The following is a 20,858-nucleotide window of genomic DNA, read 5'->3' as shown; positions in this document are numbered from 1 at the left end:
GAATATGCCGATAATTTATTTTTAGTATTCACAATTTCTCCCTCAACCCTTCCTGCACTATGGCAGCAATTACTTTGAGTGTGGCGTCTTGAATACAAAGTGCTCTCGCTTTACGCCCCATCTCTGTTATTTTTTGCGGATTTGACAGCAGCATATCTAGATGTGAATACAAGTTATCAGCGAGTTTGTCTTGTCCAATAAGTATTGCTGCATCGTTGTCACTCAATGCTTTTGCATTGTAAGTTTGATGATCGTCAACTGCAATTGGTAAAGGCACAAAAATAGCACAGCTTTCTGTGGCGGCAACTTCGGCCACAGTGAGTGCCCCAGCTCGGCATATTACAATATCAGCTTGCGCAAATTGAGCCGGAATATCATCAATAAATTCAAGCACCGTATTGTCTGATTGCGTTGCTAACGGCTTACTTATTTTCTGCTCTGCTTGACTGCCCTCTACAAACTTACTTTCTTGGAGCTTGTGGTTCATTTGTGCATATTGCAGTTGCACAGGTTGCGCTTTGCCCTTACCCGCTTGGTGCACAACGCTAATAGCGTATTTTTTACGAAGTTGATTAATAACCCCAGGGATTATTTGGTTTAGCGCTAACGCACCCAAACTGCCGCCCAAGATTAAAAATCGAAAAGTATTATTATGACGTTGAGTTTTTATTGTGCTAAAAAATTCAGCACGCACAGGGTTGCCAACAAACTCAACGTTTCCAGGTGATTGACTTGCCATTGCAGATGCCGTTAAGTCGAAACCACAGAGCACACGCTTTGCGACTCTAGCCAACCACTTATTGGTCAAACCAAACACTGCATTTTGTTCGTGTATAACAATAGGAATACCTAATGTCCAAGCCGCAATACCGCCTGGACCGCTAGCAAAACCACCCATACCCAACACCACATTAGGATGTAGAGTTTTGAGTACTTTTCTAGCTTGCCAAACAGCCGATATCAGCATACTAGGAGCGTATAGTTTAGCAATAATGCCTTTGCCTCGAACTCCCTTTACATCAAGGAAATGGATCAAAAAACCATTTTTGGGAACAAGCTCTGCTTCCATTTTATCGGCACTACCAAACCACTCAACGCGCCAACCCTGTTGCGTTATCTCATTTGCAACAGCTAAGCCAGGGAATACATGGCCTCCCGTTCCACCAGCCATAATAACTAACAAGGGTTGGTTTGCTGATAAGATGTTACTAGCATCGGTAACATTACGCATTATCTGTTACCTCTGATGTGACTTTGGCTTTTGTCTGGTCGGTTTTTCTACTACTGCCTTTTTTATTGGTTCTCTTGCTACTTCCTCCGCGCTTGAGTGCTTGCACGCCATCAACTCTAAGTTCAAAATCGATACGCAATAAAATAGCAATGGCAACTGACATAACGATAAGTGACGAACCACCATAACTCACGAAAGGCAGAGTTAATCCTTTGGTTGGCAATATACCCGTACTTGCCCCCACATTGACGACTGTTTGAAAGCTAAACCAAATACCAATACCATAAGCTAAAAACGCGTCGAAAGGGCGTTCTTGAGTCATCGCTCTGTTGCCAATTCGAAGCGCTTTGACGACTACTGAAAGGATTAATAATAAAACCACTAAGACGCCGATATAGCCTAATTCTTCAGCTAAAATTGCCATAATAAAATCGGTATGCGCTTCAGGTAAAAATTCTAATTTTTGTAAGCTATTGCCTAAACCTTGTCCGAACCAAGATCCGCGACCATATGCCATGAGCGATTGCGTTAATTGATAACCGGACCCGAAAGGATCGGCCCAAGGGTCAAGGAAGGCAGTCACGCGCTTAACGCGGTAAGGTTCAAAAAGAATTAATGCAACAACCGCTAACACCCCGGTGAATACTAAACCAAAGAATTGCCATAATTTCGCGCCGGCTAAAAACAACAAACCTATTGTGGTAGCAAACATGACAATAACCGTGCCTAAGTCAGGTTGATTGAGTAATAACAGTGCGAGTAGGAAAAACACCGCTAAAGGCTTAACGAAGCCTTTAAAGTTTTCATTAATTTCTTCGTATCTTCTAACCAAATAACCGGCGAGATAGCAGAAGAAAAACAGCTTGGCAGGTTCCGCCGCTTGAATAGTCACTGGGCCAATAACAATCCATCTTGTACTGCCGTTGACCGAGCGCCCTATAATTAGCACTGCGACCAACAACACGATAGCCAGCAATAGTAAATAAGGGTTGGCGACACGCCAAAAATTCATCGGTAAATTAAGCACTATCATGGCCGCAATAATAGCGATACCAATGTAAATAGCATGACGAATAGCAAAGTGAAATGGGTTGCCATACATCCTTTCGGCAATTGGCATTGAGGCTGACGTCACAATCACAAAACCAATCGCAAACAGAGTCAATGTAATTAAGACTAAAACAAGATCGTAAGGACGCTGTTGCGCCCCATCCTGACCCGCAAATATGTCATGCCTAGCAGCAAATATGGCAGATAATTTATTGCTTGCTTGCAAGTTAGAATTCGTCATTATGCCATTTGCTCAGTAACGGCGCTGGCGAATATTTCGCCTCTATCTTGATAGTTAACAAACATATCAAGACTTGCGCAAGCCGGCGAAAGCAAGACGACTGCATTTGCACAATCGGCTTTTTGTATTAGCGACAATGACGTTGCAACCGCCTCCTGTAAATTTCGAACGTGAATTGCATTGGGTATTAATTGGATAAATTTGTGTGCATCTTTGCCTAACACAATTAGTTGATTTACTTGACTGTCTATTACTTCTTTCAAAGGCGATAAGTCCACACCTTTGGCGTCACCACCTGCAATTAAGACCAGATAATCGTCGGATTTTGTAAAACAAGCTAAAGCAGCTTGACAGGCCCCAACATTGGTCGCCTTTGAATCATTAATCCACGTAATGGTTGAAGTTTTATCAGCAGCCTTGAGTGTAGACACTCGAATCGTTTCAAAACGATGAGGTAATCCTTTGTAATCACAAATGGCTTTTATAGTCAGTTCTCTATCCAGTGATAATTGATCACAAATAGCTAACACAATCATGATATTAATGTAGTTATGCGACCCTTTAAGATGTAAATCAGAAAGCGCAAACAGTGCCGTACCATTAAATTGAATGCAAGGCTCTGCTATGGCTTGGGCCAAATCGCTCGAGCAATTATCCATATTTGAATTTGATAAACAGTCAGATACAAGTATTTCGCCAACAGAATAACCAGTCAGACTATTCAATAGGCCCACTTCAGCGCAAATCCGCGTGTTTTCGTTGCTAATACCTACTTCATTCAGTTCGATGGTTGGGGGATAACTAAAGACTTCATCTCGGCAAACAACGATATTTTTAGCCATAGTAAAAATACGTTGTTTGGCTATTTTATAAGCCTCAAAATTACCATGACGGTCTAGGTGATCCTCGGTAATATTAAGTATGCTGGCAAACTCAAGTTGCAGTGATTCGGTCATCTCTAATTGATAGCTGGACAACTCCAACACCACTATGTCTAGTGGTGTTGTTTTGTGTGCTTGTTCTAGCAATAAATCAACGGCGCACTTTCCGTAATTTCCCGCCAACTGAACATGTAAACCCGCGCTCTTGAGCACTTTACCTAACATGTCTGTGACCGTAGTTTTGCCGTTTGAACCAGTAATCCCAATCAATGGCGTTTTATTAAACCAAGCGAACAATTCAATATCGCCAATTAATACGCCGCCTTGTTCACGGTAAGTTGCAAAACATGGTAAGTGCGGGTTAACACCGGGGCTAACAATCACGATTGAAAAAGAGGACAAAGACATATCCGGCTCGAAAACTGCGACTTTGACATTGGTGTCACTCATCACCGTTTCTTGAATATTCACATCACGGTCAAATACGCAAACTGTTGCCTGTTGAGAAAGCAAAAATCGGACACATGCGCGCCCGGTAATACCATAGCCTATGACGGCAATTGACTGATGTGCCAAGTCCCTATTCATCTATCTCAACTTCAATGTTGCCAGTCCAATGAGGACCAGGATTAATGAAATAATCCAAAACCTGACAATAACGCGAGGCTCTGGCCACCCTTTTAATTCATAATGATGATGTATTGGTGCCATTCTAAAAATACGTTTTCCGCGCATTTTAAATGATCCCACTTGCAGTATAACCGACAGCGCTTCAACCACGAACACACCGCCCATCACAATAAAAACGATTTCTTGACGAACTAAAATAGCCAATAATCCGAGTGTTGCACCTAATGAAAGTGAACCAACATCGCCCATAAAAACTTGGGCTGGATAGGTATTGAACCACAAGAATCCCAGTCCAGCGCCTACGATTGCTGTGCACACAATCACCAATTCACTGGTCATTGGAATAAATGGGATATTGAGATAAGCAGAAAAGTTAATATTGCCAGTGACATAAGCGAATACCGCAAATGCGCCGGCAACCAGAATGATAGGGACAATGGCTAAACCGTCCAAGCCGTCAGTTAAGTTCACTGCATTGCTTGTACCCACTAATGCAAAATAAGCAATGACCATGTAAAAAACACCGAGCTGTGGCATTACTTCTTTAAAAAACGGTACAAGTAACGCCGTTTCAGCGGCAATTGCTGGGTTTGCTGTGTAATATAGGAACGCCGAAACGACAACGGCAATAGCCGATTGCCAAAAATACTTCCAGCGTGCAATTAAGCCTTTAGCGTCTTTACGGATGACCTTACGATAGTCATCAACAAAGCCAACCAAGCCGTAAGCTACGATCACAAGAAGAGTAACCAAAACATATTTATTAGTCAGGTCTGCCCATAACAATACGCTAATTAATATGGCGGCTAATATCAACAAGCCACCCATTGTGGGAGTGCCTGCTTTTGACAAATGACTTTGTGGTCCGTCATCACGAATTGTCTGTCCAATCTGCATGGTTTGTAACCAGCGGATCATTTTTGGACCAATAAGAATAGCGATAAGTAAGGCGGTTAACGTGCTTAAGATTGCACGCAGAGTCAAATACTGTACAACGTTAAAACTGGCATCAAACTGTGTCAGCCAGTCGGCTAGCCAAATTAACATGCAATACCTTCTCTACGCCTTTCGAACTTTCCCACGGGGCTTTCCTCTATTGCTTTTACAACTAATTCCATTTTTGAACTTCTCGACCCTTTGACTAAAATACTGATGTCTTGTTGTTCGTAAGCAACATTCTTATTAAGCATTGCAACCAGTGCTTCTTTGTTGTCGAAATGAAAACCATTCTGTTTGAACACGTCACTTGCAAATTGACTCAACACACCCAGTGAATAGACTGATGTGATGCCTTTTGATTTGGCGTATTCACCCACTTGCTCATGATAATATCGCGCTTTTTCTCCCAGTTCTGCCATATCGCCAAACACGAAAATACGGTTACCAGAAAAGGTTGCCAACAAATCGATTGCCGCATTGACCGACGCTACGTTTGCGTTATAAGTGTCATCCAATAGACGAATTTGATTGCTCAATTGTTTAACATTTAAACGCCCGCTCACTTCGCGCATATTGAATAGCCCAAGCTGAACTTGTTCTAAATTTGCGCCTACAGTCATCGACAAAGCAGCCGCAAGTAACGCATTTCCGACATTATGCGTACCGGGTATACTCAGGCGAATAGCAGCTCTGCCAGTTGGGCATACCAATTCGAATTCAGCACATCCGTCCATTCCCATGGCGATATCCTCTGCGTGATAGTCACCGTGTCCGGACTCTGGAGAGAACGTTAAACAATTCAAATGAGATGTTTTCCCCTCCCAAAATGAATAAAATTGACTGTCACTATTGAGGATTGCGGTGCCGTTTGTACTCAGGCCTTTAAATATTTCACTTTTGGCTCTAGCAACACCAAATAGGCTGCCAAAACCCTCCAGATGTGACGCTGCTGCGTTGACAATCGTTGCCACATCGGGCTTAACTAAATTTGTGGTGTAGGCAATTTCACCTAAGTGATTTGCACCGAGTTCAATAACCGCATATTCGTGCTGTTTCTCCAGTCTTAACAAAGTCAATGGCACGCCAATATCGTTGTTGTAATTGCCTTTGGTACACAGCACTTTGCCCCTGACGGAGAGAATAGATGCGACCATTTCTTTGACCGTAGTTTTACCGCTACTGCCAGTAATCCCGACCGTTTTCGGATTAACTTGTTGCTTGACTGCCGCACCTAATTTACCTAACGCGGCTTTCGTATCGTCAACTAATATCAATGGCAGTGGACAGTCCACAGGGCGACTGACGATGATCGCTGCAGCTCCTTTTTCAAGCGCCCTGAAAAGATGGTCATGGGCATTATGATCAGGACCCACTAACGCGATAAACAAGTCGCCTGGTTGCAATGTTCGAGTGTCTGTACTGACGCCTTTAATTTGTAACTCTTCGACACTTTTTGTGTTTAATGTGCCTTCTACTTTTTCAGCAATCCAAGATAGTGAAACGGGAATCATGCTCTTACCTCCATGGTTAACTGTTTAACGTATTCCCTCTCGTTGTAATACTCGCGCACGGATTTCAACTCGAGGTACTCTTCATGGCCTTTTCCTGCAACAACAATCAAATCATCGGTATGACTGTTCAGATAAGCCTGTTTAATTGCAGAGGTTCTGTCTAATTCTATTTTTAATTTTGATTTTTGATGTATACCCTGTTGGATATCAGCAATGATATCTTCAGGTAATTCGTTGCGGCTATTGTCTTGAGTCAATATGACTTCATCTGCACATCGTTCAGCGATTTTACCCATTTGGCTACGTTTGGAATTATCGCGATTGCCACCACAACCGAAAATGACAGTTAGCTTACCCGTCACATGCTGACGTGCTGCTAACAGAGCCTGCTCAAGCGCATCAGGAGTGTGCGCATAATCGACAATAATATTGCCATACTTTATTGATTCGAAAACTTCCATTCGACCTGGCACACCTCTTAACAAAGGAACAGCCTCAACCAAGCGTTCAAAACTGACGCCTTGTAAAAGCAATGAACTGAATGCGGTAAGTACGTTTGCGATATTGAATTTGCCGATTAAGGGCAAAGATACTGTTGCCACCCCCCAACTTGATTCAATTTTAAAAGTACTGCCATTTGCTGTAAAACACGGATTTAAAGCAATACAGTATTTATAATGCTGATTGTGTTTTTCATAGGTTTGGAGCAAAGATGCGGATGAACGCTGGTTAACCGAACAAAGACAAATAACCGTATGCTCTGGCGCTTGCTCTACCCAATGATGACTTTCTTTATCATCTGCATTTAATACCAAGTAACGTATCCCATCTTGTTTAAGTAGCAGACGTTTGGCCTTGGCGTACTCGTTTAAACTCGGATGGTAATCTAAGTGATCTTGAGTCAAATTTGTGAATGCAGCGACGTCCACTTTGAAGCCGCTCAATCTTTTTTGATGTAAGCCATGTGAAGAGGCCTCAATACACAGGCGTCTGCCGCCAAGATGCTTCACTAAATGCGCAAATTGATGCAAGCACGCGATGTCTGGTGTTGTATTTATTGTCTCTGAAATTTTAATTGAGCTTTGCTTTTTTGAATAAAAACCAACCCCCATGGTACCTATAGTGCCTGCATTTTCTCCGCACGATGCCGACAATTGAGCACAAATATGAGCAACCGATGTTTTACCGTTTGTACCCGTAATAGCGACGCACTGAAGCTTATTTGAAACATGTTGGTGAAACGCGCTGCAAATAAAGCCAATTTGCTTTTCTAATTCAAAAAAACTAATAATCAAGGCTTTATCAATGCTATCTACTTCGCCATGTTGTTCAGTGTTGTTTGTGTTAACAAGGACTAATTTAGCGCCATTATTGATCGCATCTTGCACATATTTAGCGCCATTGTTACCTGTACTTTGATGCGCAATAAACAATGAGTTGTGGTTTGCGTTTCGGCTATCCAATACAATATTGTCGATCTCAGTAGCAGTAATCAGAATGTCAAAAATCGCCAGTATCGAGGCGATTGAACGAGTTTCCAGTTTATCTTCATTGGACGGCATCTTGACCCCCACTGTAGATTCTCGCTGTTTTACTATCGTCGTCTGGTGGCACATTCAGCATTTGCAATGTACCCGAAACTATCGCAGAAAATGTTGGCGCTGCAGTATCACCGGCATAGTATAAATCGCCGCTGGGCTCATTGATTAACACGACTACGGCTATTTTAGGATCTGAAACAGGCGCAATACCGGCAAAAATATTGACATATTCCTCACCATAACCACCTGCGACAGCCTTTCGACTTGTGCCTGTTTTACCCGCAATACGATAGCCAGGCACGCTTGCTTTTACACCAGAGCCACCCGCTTGGGTGACGGTTTCCATCATTTCTAACACCGCCATTGCATTTTCATGACTGACAACGCGCTCTGGCAATTCAAAAGCAGGCTCATTCGACTTAATAATCGACAACGGTATTTTTACACCACCGTTTCCGATCGTTGCATACATTCTAGCAAGCTGAGCTGTCGTGACTGAAATGTTGTAACCGAATGATAAAGATGCAACCTCGTGTTCAGACCAACGATTACGTTCATGAAAAATACCGTTAGATTCTCCGACCATATTGCTGCCAGTGGTGCTCATCAAGCCCATATTGTAATAGGTATCCATGAGGAAGTTTTTGTCGACGGACAACGCCAACTTAGAGGTGCCCATATTGCTCGATTTTTGAATGATTTCGGTAACGCTAATTTTGCCATAGTTGCGCGGATCCTCTACTCGACTGCCACCTAAGCGCATCCAACCGGGAGAGGTATCAATAATAGAATCTTTTTCCACAGTGCCATATTCTAATGCAGCTAATATCGCAATCGGTTTTAATGAAGAGCCAGGCTCAAAAGCGTCGGTTATCGCTCTATTACGCAGGCGATGGTTGGACACAGTTTTGCGGTTGTTCGGGTTGTATGACGGCGTGTTAGCGAGTGCCAGAATTTCACCCGTGTGCACATCAACTATAACCACAGATGCAGATGCTGCTTTAAAATACAAGGTCGCTTCTTTAAGTTCGCGATAAGCCAGTGCTTGAATACGCTGGTCGATAGTGAGCATTAGATCGCCCGCTTTCTCCCCCGCATGTTGTTCAATAATTTCAACTTGACGACCCTTGGCATCGCGACGGATTTTGCGTTTATCTGGCGTGCCCGTTAACCAATCGTTGTATAACTTTTCAATGCCTTCAATGCCTTTGTCATCGACATTCGTAAAGCCGATGACATGGGCAGAAACTTCCCCAGTTGGATAGTAACGTTTAGATTCATTGCGTAAGTAAATACCAGGAATAGCCAGTTCTTCAACAAAATTAGCCATTGCAGGTGTGACTTGACGTTCAATATATACAAAACGACGTTTTGGGTTATCCACCTTGTCATATAAGCTTTGTACATCTCGGCCTAATACTTCAGCAAGCGCTTGAAAACGGCGCTTATCCAGAGCTTTCTTCTCACCGGTATCGCTGTCGAAGGCGTTAACCACTTTTGGATCGGCCCAAATAGCCTTTGAAGGTACGCTCACGGCAAGTTGTTCGCCATGCCTATCGGTAATCAAACCACGATAGCTGGGATTGTCGCGTATGCGAATAGTCCGATTATCGCCTTGTTGAATCAACAGATCAGGTTCTATTACCTGAATGTAGGCGGCTCTGGCAGCTAAACATACAAACACCAACACCACGCTGTAAAGGACGGTGAGAAAGCGCCACTGCATAAGCATGGGGGATGTCTTTTGTTTGGCTTGGCGGTCTTTGCTGGTTCCTGTTTTAGCAGATGCACGCCTATTTGCGTTATCCGCCATTCGGTTTCCCTCGTACCAATACTTCATCTTCGGGACCAGGACGACGCATATTTAAGTTCTCTCGAACGATCTGTTCAATGCGGTTATGCTCAGTTAAGGAGCTTTGCTCAATGATCAGGTGACGCCATTCAACGTCTAACTCGTCTTTTTCTTGAATTAACGATTCATGTTGCATCGACAATTGGCGATTGTGATGCACGCCTAAGACCACACCTATCGCGGTCGCAACCACAGCAATAAATAATACAACTTTAAATAAATTACGGCCTAGATCAGAGGTAATAAGTAACAATAAGTTAAAATTGGTACTGGCCATGTTCATAGTTTTTCTGCCACTCTAAGCACGGAACTGCGACACCGCACGTTGAGTGCGATTTCTTCAGCACTAGGCTTGATGGCTCGACCCATGGCTTTCACCATTTTATCTGCATCTATCTCTTGTTGGGTAATAGGTAATCCGCGCGGGATCTCCTTGCCCTTGCTTAATTTTCTAATAAAGCGTTTGGCGACTCTATCCTCAAGCGAGTGAAAACTAATGACCGCCAATCTGCCACCACTTTTGAGCACATTGACTGCGCCTTCTAGGCCTTGATTTAATTGATCAAGTTCACCATTGATGAATATCCTAACACCCTGAAAACTTCGTGTTGCCGGATGCTTAAACTTATCTTTTACAGGTACTGCTTTATCAATTAGTTGGGCAAATTCAGCCGTGGTTTCTAAAGGCTTTATTACCCTTTGTTCTAGAACAGCATGGGCAATTCGCTTACCAAACTTTTCTTCACCAAAGGTTTTTAACACCATCGTGATTTCTTCAAGATCGGCTTTATTTAACCAATCTGCGGCACTTATGCCTGAAGAACGGTCCATACGCATATCCAAGGGACCGTCTTTTTGAAAGCTGAAGCCCCGAGAAGCGTCATCTAGTTGTGGGGACGACACCCCTATATCCATTAGCACACCATCGATGTTGCACATCAGCTCAAGTTCGTTGACCACGTCTTCAATGTTTGAAAATGCGACATGATGTATGCTGAATCTAGGGTCGTCGATAAAACGTTGGGCCGACTCAATTGCCGTATCATCACGATCCAATGCAATGAGCCTACCTTTACTTGAAAGTTGTTTCAGAATTTCGGCGCTATGGCCGCCGCGTCCAAAAGTCGCGTCAATGTAAATCCCATCTGGCTTTATATTTAAGCCGGATAAAGATTCTTGGAGCAGTACTGGACGATGAGCAAATTTTTCGGAGGTCATAGTGAGAAATCCTGAAGACGTTCCGTAAGCTCAAATTGCCCTTGCTTCTCCGTTTCAATGTCTTCAGAGATTTGTTTATTCCAAACGTCTGTGTCCCAAATCTCAAATTTATTGAGTTGACCAACAAGCATAATTTGTTTATCCAAAACAGCGTGTTGACGAAGTGTCGGCGCAATTAGTATGCGACCACTTTTGTCCATTTCTCCCTCCATTGCATACCCTAGCAAAAGACGTTGAAGACGACGTTCTTGTGGATTAGTACTAGAAAGCTTACTGAGTTTAAGCTCAATTTCCTCCCATTCGGGGAGAGGGTAAAGTAGCAAACAGTTTTGAGAAGTATCGATAGTGCATACCAGCTGTCCCTGGCAATCATCCAACAGCGACTGACGGTACCTTGTGGGTATCGTTAGTCGACCTTTGCTGTCCAGATTAATTGCGTTAGCGCCGCGGAACATTCCCCTAGCCTTTTCTTATTATTAGTAGCTTATAGTATTATTGTTTTTATTATTATTAAGCTAGTTGCACTCTAACGAAAAAACCATTTTTCGCCACTTTTACCCACTTTTTACAGTTTATGTACCATCATACCCCACTGTCAAGCACATTTGTGTCAAAGCGGGTAAATAGTTCGAAACCCTGGACTGTATATAAACACAGGCTTTACAGAAATTTAAGACATAAAAAAACCACCTTAAGGTGGTTTTTACGTTAGTTTTTAACTGCTTGTATTTTAAGCAGTAGGTTGTTCACCCTCGCCTTCTTTAGGCACAGGTCGAATCTGCACAGTTTTAATTGGCTTATCACCTTTATTAGACAATTCTACCAAACGATTCAATTGTGCTAGCGACATCATAATTGCGTACATCGCGCCTAAGAAACCGGCTTTGTGTAATTCAAGAATAACCGCATCATCTAGTGCATTAAGCTTCTTCTCATCGATGCTCATGATGCCCGTAACATTGCGAGCAGTACCATCTTGGTACTGAATACCAATTTGTATATTATCTAACAGATCAAGTTCAACAACACGTTTTACAAAACGTTGGTTAAGCATTTCACTGTTTGCAAGCTCAGCTAAAAATTGCTGACGATTCTTTAGGAAATCAGTCGGCTCACCGTCTTCAGCGAATAGTGCTTCACCTTCGTCGGCAACTAAATGGCTGTTTTCATCAAAGAATACACCTAACTTATCGCCATCAGGGCGAATATCAAAGGGGTAACGTTGGATATTCAATGGCACATGCGGACCCTGCCATTTATCTTCTGCCCAAAATAAGTTAACGTTTTGGTCAACACCTAGCATTGCTACCGTGTGAATATTTTTGTTGGTTGGATCTTCAATAAAAACCACTGGCATTGTTGATGCCAAATGCGCGAATTCACGAATGGTGGCAGCTGCAAGGTGAGTCTCTTTTGCAAAACTAAGATCTAACTGAGGAATTATTTTTAGATCTTTATGCTTATTTTTGTCCAGCGGGATATAATTAATAGCCATGTTGTTATAATTCTCTTACTTAAGTTTGATGCGGCTATTTCTAATCGTTAGCACTGCATCGTTCAGTCATGAAACTGCCATGAACGGTTCACGAATAACCAGTTTCATGACGATGAAATTTGATTTTTTACCCAAAGGGTACACGCTGTTATTATGGCTTAAACAACGTTGGAAGTCACTGCGTAACCTAATATTAACAACTAAAATTAGGCTTTTTTTCTATTAAGTTGCACAATACTTCAGGCACAACGGTCATCGCGACCTTGAAACGTACAATTTTTATTCTATTTGTGTTTTTAGCATTTTTAACGTAAGTGACAAGCAAAACACGCCTGTATCATCGAACAAAAATAATAATTAATAATTAACTATTCCAAAAGGACTGCCAATGCGAAAAAAAATCTGCGCTATTCTCACGATACTTTCTTCGTTGGTGCTAGCTGCTTGCAATACGACAAGCTCAGCACCAATCAATGAAACCAACGCTCAAGCAGCAAAACGAATTACTCAACAAAATATCATTGTTGATGGTCATATAGACGTGCCCTACCGAGTACAAAATCAATGGGTAGACGTAACAAAAAGCACAGAAAATGGCGATTTTGATTATCCACGTGCGGTAGAAGGGGGATTAAATGCGCCGTTTATGTCGATTTATGTACCCGCCAGTTTGGATAACTCGGATCAATCTACGGCCTTGGCACACAAATTAATTGACTCTGTTGAGGCCATTGTGGGGCGCGCGCCGGACAAATTTGCGCTGGCCTACTCAGTTGCCGATGTGGAACAAAACTTCAAAGATAATAAGATTTCGCTGCCAATGGGAATGGAAAATGGTTCTCCAGTACAAGGTTCTCTGGACACCTTGCGCGTCTTCTATGAACGTGGAATACGCTACATTACGCTAGCGCATAGCCAGAGTAATCACATCAGTGACTCGTCTTACGATTTACGCAGACAATGGAAAGGCCTGAGTCCTTTTGGTATGGAGATGGTAGTGGAAATGAATAAACTTGGCATTATCGTGGATATTTCGCATGTTTCCGATGCCGCTTTCTATCAAGCAATCGAAATAAGCAAAGCCCCCGTCATTGCGTCACACTCCTCGTTGCGCGCATTCACCCCAGGGTTTGAGCGAAATATGAACGACGATATGCTAATAGCCTTGGCTAAAAATAACGGCGTTATTATGATTAACTTTGGTTCCGGCTTTGTCAGCCCAGTTGCGCGCAGTTGGCGTGATAACAGGACCAAGAAAGCACAAGATCTGGCGACAGTCTTTGGCGAAGATAGCCAAGAAGTAAAAGACTTTGTTGAAAAATACAATACACAAAGTCCCTATCCATTTGCTACATTGGAAACCGTGCTTGATCACATCGACCATGTGGTGGAATTAGTTGGTATTGATTATGTCGGAATCGGGTCAGACTACGATGGTGTAGGTGATTCTCTGCCCATTAACTTGAAAGATGTGTCGGCCTTCCCGAACCTTGTTGAAGGTCTGCTAGAACGTGGATATTCAGAGGGCGACATCAAACAAATTCTGAATCAAAATGTACTGCGCGTGTGGCGCGAAGTTGAAGTTGTTGCAAAAGCGGGGTGAAATTAAAGCACAGCGTCAATTTTAGTTAAAACATACGAGCTTTGTTGAGGTATCATTGGGCAAATTACTTTGACCACGTACCTCAATGAAACTGATAATAAGAAACTTAGCAAGAACCACCACGCAAGAGTCACTGAGCGCTCTGTTTACTGAAATTGGCTTAGTTCAATCTTGCACTCTAGTTATTGACAAAATCTCTGGCAAGTCCAAAGGTTTCGCATTCGTTGAAATGCCCAAAAATGGCGAAGCCAAAATTGCGATTGGCAAACTTAATAATATTGAGCTTGATGGTAGTAAAATACGTGTTAAAAAGGCAGAGCAGACGTCAACTGAACCGAGTAAAAAAGACAAAAGCAGCTAAGTTTATTTGCGCTAGTGCGTTTTGTATAAATCGACCTTTACAATGGGTCGTAAATTGCCGCTTCAGAAACGCTAACTAAACTCCCTCGCGGCGCTTGCAAAACCAATTTACAATCGTCCCAATCAAATGGCATTTGGTACAAAGTATTTTTGGCATACTGCATTTGTACATTGAATTTACCACAACGCAATTCAGTAAAACTCACCGGGTTATCTATCTCTATTTTGAATACTCGGCGTGACAGGTAATGCGTGAAAAGGTCCGTGCCGTCAATTTTAACCGTCGTAGCAATCGGCTCGCCTGAGTTTAACTTCGCCACTACTTGTTCTACTGTGGCGGCTAAATCGGGCAATAAGTCCTGACTAAACTCACTTCTACTTAAGTCACTGTGTTGAATTAACGCTTGACGATATTGATTATTTTCAGCATATAATTTGAACAAGCTTGCTTTGATTTTACTGTTTAGCTTTTGGGTTTTTTCCGCTCTTGGATTATCTTTAAGCGCATTTTCAAGTGCTATGATTTTATCTTGATCACTTCCTTTGGTCTTTTCCAAATAAGTAAACTTGACCAAGGATAATTGACGATTTTCAGAAAATCGAATAATGTTAGCCGAATCCATTATTGTCAGCATGTTAGCCAGTTCTTCGTAGTTCCCGTCTTTCAATAATTTGCGCATCTGAAGATACAACTTAGCAAAACGCCGGCGCATCAGTGGTTCGGGGAATTTGTTGGTGAGCTTTGTTAGTGTGAAAGTAAATGTGCGTTGCAGATTTTTCTGAGTAATCGCAACACCGTCTATATTTGCAGGTTCAAACTCCCAATCATCAAAGTTTTTCTCTATTAGCGTTTCAAAAATATCAAGACCACTGATCCGATTATAACGTAAATTGACCGGACTTCCCTGCTCATTAACGTCATAACTGACTTCAACGTAACCCTCAACCTTGTTACGTCTGGCTGAAGCGGGATAAGACATTTCAAATGATTTAATAACCTTGCTAGGCTTATAAATAACAGCATCTCTTTGTAAGTCGATGATATTTTCTGGTGCTGTGTTGGCGAACACAATTGCAGATTGACTAATAACTGTGATCAGTAGGAGACGAGCAAGAAGTGTTTTCATATATTCCTTTATATTTCACGATGCTTTTAAAAGGCCGAAACTACCTTCAGTATTTTAGGTCTACAAGCATCGAGTGCGTGTTGCAGTTGAAACTCAAAAAAAACATCTTCTTCCAGATCCAATGTTTTCTCTAACTCTATTAATGTTGAATACAGCCGTGGGCTAGCTATTATTTCCGCCGCTTCTACACTCAAGATACTCACTTCTTCGACTGTTTTCCACTCATTTAATAGCAATTCTATTATGCCACTATCCTTTCTATTTGCAAGGCCTACTAGCGCTTCTCCTCTGATCTCACTATCTTCGTCAGATGTGCCTTTGAGTAACGCCTGTCGAATTTCAGGGGAATCAGACGCAATTTGTGTACCCAGCCCAAACATTGCCCAATTCCTTGTGTCGACATCTTCATCGCGAGATAACAACACCATAATATCAACAGCCTCTGTTAATTCCTGACCCAATAAGGCGAAGACAACGCCATTGCGAATTTCTGTACTGGGGCTTTGCGCAAGCTTAATAACGTGAGCAATCGCTTTTTCATCACAACGATGACCCAGTGCAATACAAGCACAATAAACAACATTATCGACCTTATCTTGCAGTGCCGATATTAATAAACTAACGCTGAGATCTAAAAAAGTTTTATCACGCCAACCTAATTGACCTAAAATATCTGCGCCTACGCTTCGGTCTAGCGGGTCATCGCTGTTAAGATACGTTTTGCCTAACTGGAATTCCTCTTCACCGCCGCGATAATGAACAAGTCCGAGGTTTGTGTCCCAGTCCTTTTGCTCAATTCCACGTCTGTATCTTTCAACGACTGAAATACTGCTTTCACTTTTATTTTCATACTTTAAATCAAAACGAGTTTTTACCAAGATTAACTACCTTGCAACTGCTGAGCAAAAAAGTAATCTAACATTGCCATCATATTCTTAAATAAAGGGTTAGGTTTGGGGACCGCACAACGCTCGCTGATGTTAAGTTGCGTTTTATCTATTTTGAGACCCACCATCATAATGCTGCTCATCACCAAGTCTTGGTGGCAGGTGTCGTATGACTCAGCAATGGTTAGCACTTGATGGTTACCTTCGATCCTTGCAAGTAAGTCCTCAACACCATAGTAGGGAGCGGTAATGTCGGCCAGTGAATGCGCGACAAAAATAGGCTTTGAAACTGTTGTTTGTAATACTAAATCGCGGACCTCAAAAATAACATCGGCAATTGTCAACGCGGCATAACCGGCAACCTCTGGGTAACGATAAGGGTTTGCTCCCGTACTAACAAAATCACCATCAACTATTTTTGCAATCCACTTCATACCCCAGATTTTAGCTAAATTTTCTGCACTATCGGACAAGGCTAGGGCCGCAGAGAACAACAACAAACCATCAATTTCCTCTGGGTGCAGCAATAGATACCTAGTAGCAAACGTAGCGCCCGTTGAAAAGCCTCCAATGTAGGTTTTTTCTGAATACGGACGCACAAGGCTCATGATACTGTCAACATGCGAATACCAACGTTGCTGCAAATTAGGATCGCGCATATCACTCGCCGCATTGCGTTTTCCATTCCCTGGCAGCAGCGGTGCAACTACAGTGAACCCTTCGTTGTTGAGGTGTTCTGCTACAGATCGAATAAAAAAAGGCGAGTCTGATAAGCCATGGAATAACACAACAATAGGTGCTATTTGTCTTTTACCTTTTGCGCCAGAGCGCCCCTTAGAATATAAAATGAAAGGTGAATTGCCCTCATTTCTAAGTGCTTTGGAACACACTTTGTATTCATACAATCCGATATTGTCTTCACAAGATCTAACACTGCCTAATTCAGCTTCATATAGTGTAGAAAAGTCCTCAAAAAGTTGCAGGGGTAAAGCCAGTCGATTTGATTCAAGTTGTTGACCTTGAACTGACCATACGCAAAGCAGCATAAAGGAGACTAGGGCTCTGGTTTTAAAACGTTTAAATACAGCAATTTTAGCGATTCCACCGTCCATCAATTTTCGTTCCTTTAACTGAAGCGCCGTTTACCAAGGGTTTTTATTTAATGTTTTTTATTTAGTGCGATACGGAGTCTACGGCATTTTATGCTTTGCAAAAACAAAAAAGGCACTGTTTTTCAACATGTGCCTTTGTACTCTATGTATTTCTTATGATTTGATTTAGTTATACACCTTGAAGATAAGCTTCCAGTTCGTCACTTCCGCCAATTCGTTTACCGCCAATAAATACTTGTGGAACGGTATCGTAACCAGAAACAGCCTTTAATGAAGCTAAAGTGGCTTGTGTGCCTAATATAATTTCTTCATATTCGTAGCCTGCATCTTTGAGCAAGGTTTTCGCTTTTTCACAGAACGGACAGTTCGGCTTGGTAAACAATGATACGTCCTGCGGCGCTTTGGTTCCCGGCGCTAAGTAAGCAAGCATCGTATCGGCATCAGACACTTCAAACGGGTCGCCTGGTACATTAGGTTCGATGAACATCTTTTCTACTATGCCATCATTTACTAACATCGAATAACGCCAGCTTCTTTTGCCAAAACCAATTTCACTTTTATCCACCAGCATTTCCATACCGGCAGTAAATTCACCATTGCCATCAGGAATAACCGTAATATTTTCAGCTTCTTGATCTGCCAACCATGCATTCATAACGAATGTATCATTAACTGCCATACAACAAACTTCATCCACACCTAACTTCTTGAAGGTGCTAGCCAATTGATTGTAACGTGGCAGATGAGTAGATGAACATGTCGGGGTAAACGCACCCGGCAGCGAAAATAACACGACCTTTTTACCTGCAAAGAGTTTTTTTGACGACATTTTACTCCAGTCATCTCCACTCCTCATTGGCCAAGTTACGTCGGGGACTTGCTTGCCTTCATGATTTGGTAAACTTGTTGGTTGAGCCATTTTAATCCTCTATTTAGGGTATTGAGTTACATGCGTAAATATTAATAGATATTCGCAATAATGTCAGTATAAGAGTAACTTTTATTAAGTGATATCGCACATACAATTTCGCATAGTAGAATTAGGCTAGTTGGTAACTTATTAATCTTTATACCAATTTAAAAGGGTGAACTATGATAATTTTAGTCGGTGGTGAGAAGGGTGGCAGTGGTAAAAGCTGCATAGCGCAGAACCTTGCTACTTATCTGGCAATAGACAAAGTGGCAACTGTGCTGCTGGTTGACTGTGATAAACAAGGAACAACCGCTGATTGGATCAAGTTGAGAAACAACAATCTGAATGCGCTACCAATTGATTGCGTGCAACTTAATGGCAAGATTCGGAATCATTTGTTGGGTTACAACAGCCAATATCAGTTTGTGATTGTTGATTGTGGTGCACAAGATTTATTGGCTTTGCGTTCAAGCCTCTCGACAGCTGACGTTGCGCTGTTACCCATGCGCCCAAAGCGTCGAGACTTAAAAACGCTTGTTCATTTAGATGAAATGGTCAACACTTGCAAAATGGTGAATCAACAATTACAGGTCCATATTGTATTTACCCAATGTCCATCGCAACCTGCGCAACAATCGCGTATTGCCGTTGCAAAGCAAACCGCAAGTTTATATGACATTCCTATTGCAGCCGATATTTTGCATGAACGTCATATTTACGATGATAGCGAGGAATCGGGATTATCTGTCATAGAGAGTGAGCCGAAGGGTAAGGCGGCAAACGAGCTACGCAAGCTGTTTTCTGCTGTTATTCAGCAGCATAGTGCACAATCACCGGAGTTCAGCGTGCACTATGCATAGGGCCTTGTAAGCACAGTGTGTGTTTATGCACTCACTGCGTATTAGTTTTTAAGTCCTCTAAGTGATATTTATCAATCAATGAATAAAGCGTCGGTCTTGTCACTCCAAGCAACTCAGCTGTTTTAGAAATGTTCTGTTCTGACTGATGATAGGCTCGTCTGATGGCTTTACTTTCAGCTTGCTCGCGCACTTCACGCAAGTTCAGCACCATGGGTTCTGATTCTTTTACCTTTGCAATCAGACCCAGATCATCAGCGTTAATCACAGTGCCCTCTGCCAACACAACTGCTGATTTTAATTTATTTTGTAACTCACGAATGTTGCCAGGCCAAGAATACCTTAACATCGCCTCAATGGCCTCACTACTAAAGCCATTGGTTTTGGCACCATATTCTTCTTTATATTGATTCAAGAAGATTTTTGCCAATAACACCACATCGTCATCACGGTCACGCAGCGGTGGGATTGAAATAATAATTTCTCCTACCCGATAAAACAGATCTTCACGGAAGGTTTCTTCTTTAACCATATTTTGTAGATCACGATGCGTTGCGCAGACAACTCGAATATCCACTGGTATCTCATTTCTTCCGCCTACTCGCTCTATTACTCGCTCTTGCAAGAAACGCAGCATTTTGGCTTGCAAGCCTAAAGGCATATCACCAATTTCATCTAAAAATAAAGTGCCTCCTTGCGCTGTTTCAATCTTCCCTAGAGTTGTCTTATTCGCGCCGGTAAATGCACCTTTTTCGTATCCAAACAACTCACTTTCAAGTAAGTTCTCAGGAATTGAGGCACAGTTAATCGCAACAAAAGGTTGTGTTTTGCGAGTGCTATGCTCATGGATACTTCTTGCAAATACTTCCTTACCGGTGCCACTTTCACCTAATAATAGGGCAGTAATATCCGTCAGCGCTATTTTCTCAGCTTTGCGGCTAATAGCTTGAATCGCCTCACTATTGCCCATAATTCTTCCCATAGAAGGGGTAGACAGCGATAACAGCCGGTTTTCATTCTCTAGTTCAGCTAAGTTTAACGCACGCTTAATAAGGATGTTGATAGTGTCGGAATCAATGGGTTTTTGATAAAAATCGTAGGCACCCATACTGATCGCTTTGAGCGCATTTTCTTTTTCATTATTGCCCGTCACCACAATCACTTTTGTGCGTGGTGATAATATCATAATTTCCTGTAAGGTTTTTAAGCCTTCAGAGGCATTAGCGGGATCTGGGGGTAAGCCTAAGTCAAGTGTAACAACGGCAGGTTCAAATCGTCTAAGCTGAGCGATTGCTGAGCTGCGGTCTGCCGCAAAAACCGTATCAAATTCAGATAATGCCCATTTGAGTTGTTTTTGAATGCCTAGGTCATCATCTACTACTAGTACTTTGTCCATCATCGCCCCTTGTA

General features: G+C 42.3%; 19 protein-coding genes. 3 read left to right on the top strand and 16 right to left on the bottom strand.

Annotated features, from left to right (window positions below; all coding sequences use genetic code 11):
• Positions 1-28: 28 nt before the first annotated feature.
• From murG to CXF81_RS14020, 11 genes are all read right to left on the bottom strand, one after another.
• The gene (gene murG, locus CXF81_RS14070) at positions 29-1,231 is read right to left on the bottom strand and encodes an undecaprenyldiphospho-muramoylpentapeptide beta-N-acetylglucosaminyltransferase (RefSeq protein ID WP_101181973.1); all 1,203 of its coding nucleotides are present in this window, start codon (positions 1,229-1,231) and stop codon (positions 29-31) included.
• On the bottom strand, positions 1,224-2,522 hold the full coding sequence (ftsW, locus tag CXF81_RS14065) for a cell division protein FtsW (protein WP_101181972.1): 1,299 nt from the start codon (positions 2,520-2,522) through the stop codon (positions 1,224-1,226). Before ftsW ends, murG begins: the two co-directional genes overlap by 8 nt.
• Positions 2,522-3,979: a UDP-N-acetylmuramoyl-L-alanine--D-glutamate ligase gene (gene murD, locus CXF81_RS14060; RefSeq protein WP_232771934.1), complete on the bottom strand. Its 1,458-nt coding sequence runs from the start codon at positions 3,977-3,979 to the stop codon at positions 2,522-2,524. Before murD ends, ftsW begins: the two co-directional genes overlap by 1 nt.
• Positions 3,980-3,991: 12 nt before the next feature.
• Positions 3,992-5,080 carry a phospho-N-acetylmuramoyl-pentapeptide-transferase gene (gene mraY / locus CXF81_RS14055; protein ID WP_101181970.1) on the bottom strand — a complete coding sequence of 363 codons (1,089 nt, stop codon included), beginning with the start codon at positions 5,078-5,080 and terminating at the stop codon, positions 3,992-3,994.
• Positions 5,074-6,483: a UDP-N-acetylmuramoyl-tripeptide--D-alanyl-D-alanine ligase gene (gene murF, locus CXF81_RS14050; protein WP_101181969.1), complete on the bottom strand. Its 1,410-nt coding sequence runs from the start codon at positions 6,481-6,483 to the stop codon at positions 5,074-5,076. The genes mraY and murF overlap by 7 nt, the downstream gene beginning before the upstream one ends.
• Positions 6,480-8,045: a UDP-N-acetylmuramoyl-L-alanyl-D-glutamate--2,6-diaminopimelate ligase gene (locus CXF81_RS14045; RefSeq protein ID WP_101181968.1), complete on the bottom strand. Its 1,566-nt coding sequence runs from the start codon at positions 8,043-8,045 to the stop codon at positions 6,480-6,482. Before CXF81_RS14045 ends, murF begins: the two co-directional genes overlap by 4 nt.
• Positions 8,032-9,837, bottom strand: a complete 1,806-nt coding sequence (locus CXF81_RS14040; protein ID WP_101181967.1) for a penicillin-binding protein 2 — start codon at positions 9,835-9,837, stop codon at positions 8,032-8,034. The genes CXF81_RS14045 and CXF81_RS14040 overlap by 14 nt, the downstream gene beginning before the upstream one ends.
• On the bottom strand, positions 9,827-10,159 hold the full coding sequence (ftsL, locus tag CXF81_RS14035; protein WP_006015595.1) for a cell division protein FtsL: 333 nt from the start codon (positions 10,157-10,159) through the stop codon (positions 9,827-9,829). Before ftsL ends, CXF81_RS14040 begins: the two co-directional genes overlap by 11 nt.
• Positions 10,156-11,094, bottom strand: coding sequence for a 16S rRNA (cytosine(1402)-N(4))-methyltransferase RsmH (gene rsmH, locus CXF81_RS14030; RefSeq protein WP_101181966.1), 939 nt, complete (start codon positions 11,092-11,094; stop codon positions 10,156-10,158). The genes ftsL and rsmH overlap by 4 nt, the downstream gene beginning before the upstream one ends.
• Complete coding sequence (gene mraZ / locus CXF81_RS14025; RefSeq protein ID WP_101181965.1) at positions 11,091-11,549, bottom strand: division/cell wall cluster transcriptional repressor MraZ; 459 nt, start codon at positions 11,547-11,549, stop codon at positions 11,091-11,093. The genes rsmH and mraZ overlap by 4 nt, the downstream gene beginning before the upstream one ends.
• Positions 11,550-11,824: 275 nt before the next feature.
• Positions 11,825-12,589 (bottom strand): SapC family protein, encoded by a 765-nt coding sequence (locus CXF81_RS14020; protein ID WP_101181964.1) that lies wholly within the window; start codon positions 12,587-12,589, stop codon positions 11,825-11,827.
• Between the two features lie 388 nt (positions 12,590-12,977).
• Here CXF81_RS14020 and CXF81_RS14015 point away from each other — a divergent pair, with 388 nt between their 5' ends.
• Positions 12,978-14,192 (top strand): dipeptidase, encoded by a 1,215-nt coding sequence (locus CXF81_RS14015; RefSeq protein ID WP_101181963.1) that lies wholly within the window; start codon positions 12,978-12,980, stop codon positions 14,190-14,192.
• Positions 14,193-14,277: 85 nt separating this feature from the next.
• Positions 14,278-14,553 (top strand): RNA-binding protein, encoded by a 276-nt coding sequence (locus CXF81_RS14010; protein WP_101181962.1) that lies wholly within the window; start codon positions 14,278-14,280, stop codon positions 14,551-14,553.
• 37 nt (positions 14,554-14,590) lie between these two features.
• Here the strand turns inward: CXF81_RS14010 and CXF81_RS14005 are convergent, their stop codons facing one another.
• The 4 genes from CXF81_RS14005 to CXF81_RS13990 form a co-directional block, all read right to left on the bottom strand.
• Complete coding sequence (locus CXF81_RS14005; protein ID WP_101181961.1) at positions 14,591-15,679, bottom strand: TonB family protein; 1,089 nt, start codon at positions 15,677-15,679, stop codon at positions 14,591-14,593.
• A 26-nt stretch (positions 15,680-15,705) separates the two neighbouring features.
• Positions 15,706-16,557 carry a HEAT repeat domain-containing protein gene (locus CXF81_RS14000; RefSeq protein ID WP_101181960.1) on the bottom strand — a complete coding sequence of 284 codons (852 nt, stop codon included), beginning with the start codon at positions 16,555-16,557 and terminating at the stop codon, positions 15,706-15,708.
• Between the two features lie 2 nt (positions 16,558-16,559).
• Positions 16,560-17,678, bottom strand: coding sequence for a carboxylesterase (locus CXF81_RS13995; RefSeq protein WP_101181959.1), 1,119 nt, complete (start codon positions 17,676-17,678; stop codon positions 16,560-16,562).
• A 169-nt stretch (positions 17,679-17,847) separates the two neighbouring features.
• The gene (locus CXF81_RS13990) at positions 17,848-18,597 is read right to left on the bottom strand and encodes a glutathione peroxidase (protein WP_101181958.1); all 750 of its coding nucleotides are present in this window, start codon (positions 18,595-18,597) and stop codon (positions 17,848-17,850) included.
• A gap of 173 nt (positions 18,598-18,770) precedes the next feature.
• On the opposite strand from CXF81_RS13990, the gene CXF81_RS13985 reads away from it, so the two are divergent.
• Positions 18,771-19,451 (top strand): AAA family ATPase, encoded by a 681-nt coding sequence (locus tag CXF81_RS13985; RefSeq protein WP_101181957.1) that lies wholly within the window; start codon positions 18,771-18,773, stop codon positions 19,449-19,451.
• Positions 19,452-19,482: 31 nt separating this feature from the next.
• On the opposite strand, the gene prsR is transcribed toward CXF81_RS13985, so the two are convergent.
• Positions 19,483-20,847: a PEP-CTERM-box response regulator transcription factor gene (prsR, locus tag CXF81_RS13980; RefSeq protein ID WP_198556406.1), complete on the bottom strand. Its 1,365-nt coding sequence runs from the start codon at positions 20,845-20,847 to the stop codon at positions 19,483-19,485.
• Positions 20,848-20,858: the final 11 nt, after the last annotated feature.

This window comes from Glaciecola sp. 33A (genome assembly GCF_002836745.1).
Taxonomy (GTDB): domain Bacteria; phylum Pseudomonadota; class Gammaproteobacteria; order Enterobacterales; family Alteromonadaceae; genus Glaciecola.
This window is presented reverse-complemented; position numbering and strand designations above follow the sequence as displayed.